This is a genomic window from Cobetia sp. (genome assembly GCF_983723665.1).
The window spans coordinates 2,138-4,951 of sequence record NZ_CFDJES010000171.1; the positions used below are offsets into that span (position 1 = coordinate 2,138).

The 2,814-nt window shown below is 66.9% G+C and carries 3 protein-coding genes; all 3 read left to right on the plus strand.

Annotated features, from left to right (window positions below; genetic code table 11):
* A partial coding sequence (locus AC4FAH_RS13130; RefSeq protein ID WP_490246176.1) for a FliH/SctL family protein occupies positions 1 to 868 on the plus strand: 868 nt, incomplete at its 5' end.
* A gap of 10 nt (positions 869 to 878) precedes the next feature.
* Positions 879 to 2,237 carry a flagellar protein export ATPase FliI gene (gene fliI, locus AC4FAH_RS13135; RefSeq protein WP_485396567.1) on the plus strand — a complete coding sequence of 453 codons (1,359 nt, stop codon included), beginning with the start codon at positions 879 to 881 and terminating at the stop codon, positions 2,235 to 2,237.
* A gap of 40 nt (positions 2,238 to 2,277) precedes the next feature.
* On the plus strand, positions 2,278 to 2,727 hold the full coding sequence (gene fliJ / locus AC4FAH_RS13140; RefSeq protein WP_192838831.1) for a flagellar export protein FliJ: 450 nt from the start codon (positions 2,278 to 2,280) through the stop codon (positions 2,725 to 2,727).
* The last annotated feature ends 87 nt before the right edge of the window (positions 2,728 to 2,814 follow it).

Below are 2,814 nucleotides of genomic sequence, written 5' to 3' on the forward strand. Positions count from 1 at the left end.
GTGGGCCGAGCGCGACGTGGCAGGCAGCGATGACATGCATCAGTGGCAGCCGCTGGAACTTGACGCGCTGGATGGCAAGCCCGCGTCGCCCCAGTCGGGTGGCGGCTTTCAAGCCGGCATGCCGCACACTGCGGCGCCGGATGTCGGCCTGATTCGGCGCATGGCGCAGCGTGCCCGTTCGACGTTCGAGCAGGAGACGCTACAGCAGCAACAGGCGGCGCGTGACGAAGGCTATGCCGCGGGCGAGAAAGCCGGTTATGAAGCGGGTCTGGCGCGTGCAAGGCAGGAAGCCGCCGAGCAGGCGGCGCGTCAGGCCGAGGCCGCCCAGCAGGCACTCGAACAGCAGGCCGCTCAGCTGGCACCGCTGATCGAGAACCTGCAGCAATCACTGGCGTGCCTGGATGAGCAGATCAGCGATGAACTGGCGGCACTGGCCATCAGCGTCGGACAGCATCTGGCCCGTGAGGCATTTCGTGCCCATCCGGAGCACATCATCGACAGCGTGCGCAGCCTGCTGGCGGCGGATCCGCCGCTGATCGGCCGTCCGCGTCTTTACCTGAATCCGGACGATCTGCCGCGCGTCGAGCAGGCGATGGGCGAACAGCTCGCCAAGCTGGGCTGGCAATGTCTGCCGGACGCCAGCCTGAGCCTCGGCGGATGTCGCGCCGAAGCCGACAGCGGCTGTCACGATGCCAGCCTCGAGAGCCGCCTGGAGATGCTGTCACGCCAGCTGCGCCATCGCGGCAGCGCCGACGGCAGCCTGCATGGCAAGGATGAGGCCAGCGGCTCGCGCATCGTGCAACGCCAGTCGTCAGAACATGCACAGCCAGAGCAGGCACGCACTGAGCTGGCAGGAGATCGCACATGAGTGACACGCCATGAGCACCTCTTCCGCACAGCAATGGCGCAGCGCGCTGGGCGCCATTCGTGAGCGCGTCGAGAGCCTCGAGCCCCAGCGCAGCAATGGCCGCCTGGTACGCGCGACCGGCCTGGTGCTGGAAGCGGTCGGCCTGCGCCTGCCGGTGGGTGCCAGCTGTCTGGTCGAGCTGGGTGTGAACCTGCCGCCGGCCGAGGCCGAGGTGGTCGGCTTCGCCGATCAGACCCTCTACCTGATGCCCATCGACCCGCTCAGCGGCGTCGCACCGGGGGCGCGGGTGTTTCCCCTCGGGCATGGCAATGTCGGCGAGCGACGCTATCCGGTCGGCGAAGCGCTGCTCGGGCGGGTCGTCGACGGCGTGGGCCGTCCGCTGGATGGCCTCGGCCCGCTGGAAGATGTCGAACATGCGCCGCTGGAGAGCCGCCCGCTCAATCCACTGGAGCGCGCGCCCATCGACACGCCGCTGGATGTCGGCATTCGCGCCATCAATGCCTTGCTGAGCGTCGGCCGTGGCCAGCGCATGGGGCTGTTCGCCGGCTCTGGCGTCGGCAAGAGTGTGCTGCTGGGCATGATGGCGCGCTTCACCGATGCCGATGTGATCGTGGTCGGCCTGATCGGCGAGCGTGGCCGCGAGGTGCAGGAATTCATCGAGAACATTCTCGGCGAACAAGGCCTCAAGCGCGCCGTGGTCGTGGCCACGCCGGCCGACATGACGCCGCTGCATCGCCTCAAGGGCGCCAGCTACGCGACGCGCATCGCCGAGTCCCTGCGCGACAAGGGCCAGAATGTGCTGCTGATCATGGATTCGCTGACCCGCTACGCGATGGCCCAGCGCGAGATCGCCCTGGCCATCGGCGAGCCACCGGCCACCAAGGGCTATCCGCCTTCGGTCTTCGCCAAGCTGCCGGCGCTGGTGGAACGCACCGGCAACGGCCGGCGTGGCGGCGGGTCGATCACCGCCTTCTATACCGTGCTGACCGAAGGCGATGACCAGCAGGACCCCATCGCCGACAGTGCCCGCGCAATTCTGGATGGGCATATCGTGCTGTCACGGCGCATCGCGGAAAGCGGCCACTACCCGGCCATCGATATCGAAGCCTCGATCAGCCGCGCGATGTCGGCGGTGGCGCCAGAGCGGCAGCTCACCCGCGCCCGTCGCTTCAAGCAGTTCTATTCCAGTTATCAGCGCAATCAGGACCTGATCGCCATCGGCGCCTACCAGCCCGGCAACGACAAGGTGCTCGACGCCGCGGTGCGCCTGCACGAGCCGATGGGACGTTTCCTGCAACAAGGCACTACACAACACGCAAGTCTTGCCGATAGTACGAACATGCTCGAACAACTGCTGGCCCAGCCATGATGGCCGCCTTCACCTGTCATTGATCGGGAACCCTTACTGAATGGCCATCTCATCGTCACGCTTCGACACCCTGACCCAGCTGAGCGAGCGCCGGCGTGATGGCGCTGCGCGCCAGCTCTCCAGCCAGCGTCAGCGTCAGGAAACCGCCGCCCAGCAACTGGTCACCCTCGAGCAATACCGTCTCGACTACTGCCAGCAGATGCAGGCACGCCTGACTCAGGGGCTGGACCCGGCCAGCTGGCACAACTATCAGGCCTTCATCGCCTCGCTGGACAAGGCGATTGCCCAATGTCGCATGCGGGTGGCCCAGGAACAGACCCAGACGCACCATCAGCATCAGCGGCTGGTGAAGGAACAGCAGACCCACGCGGCCTGGCAGGGCCTGGCGGACCGCGCCAGCCTGAGCGCCGCGCTACAGGCACGTACCGCCGAGCAACGCCAGAGTGATGAACAAGCCACCCAGGCCTGGTTACGCCGTGCCAATGGCTGAAGACGGCCAGTCGGAGGAGTGACACCATGACGGACACTGCACGCATCTCGATGTTGTCGGCCACCTCGCCAACCAGGGCGCCGACCA